General features: G+C 77.5%; 1 protein-coding gene. It reads right to left on the bottom strand.

What is annotated here, in order from left to right:
• Window positions 1-507, bottom strand: a 507-nt coding sequence (locus tag RCG67_RS17520; RefSeq protein ID WP_368828104.1) for a KH domain-containing protein, incomplete at both ends; no start/stop codon positions are given.

The following is a 507-nucleotide window of genomic DNA, read 5'->3' as shown; positions in this document are numbered from 1 at the left end:
GCCGATCTCGCGCAGGCGGGCTCCGCCCCGGCCGATCACGATGGCCTTCTGCGACGGCCGCTCCACGTAGACGTTGACCCGCACGTCCAGCAGGGGCCGGTCGGCGGGACGGCCCTCGCGCGGGACCATCTCCTCGACGACGACCGCGAGGGAGTGCGGCAGCTCGTCGCGCACGCCCTCGAGGGCGGCCTCGCGGACGAGCTCCGCGACCATGGTCAGCTCGGGCTCGTCCGTCAGCTCGCCGTCGGGGTACAGCGCCGGGGACTCGGGCATCCGGGCGACGAGCAGCTCCGCGAGGGCCTCGACCTGGAAGCCGTCCACGGCGGAGACGGGGATGACGTCGGCCCAGCCGGGCTCCGCGGCGGGGGCGCCCGGCCCGGCGGTGGTCGCCTGGGCGCGGTGGCGCGGCTTCCGGGCGGCGCGCTCGGCGCGGGCCTGCTGCTCGGCCTCCGTGACGGTGCGGCCGAGCTCGGTGACGGCCAGCAGCTGCTCGGTGAGCTCGGCCCG

The organism is Kocuria cellulosilytica (genome assembly GCF_040981245.1).
GTDB lineage: Bacteria > Actinomycetota > Actinomycetes > Actinomycetales > Micrococcaceae > Kocuria > Kocuria cellulosilytica.
This window is presented reverse-complemented; position numbering and strand designations above follow the sequence as displayed.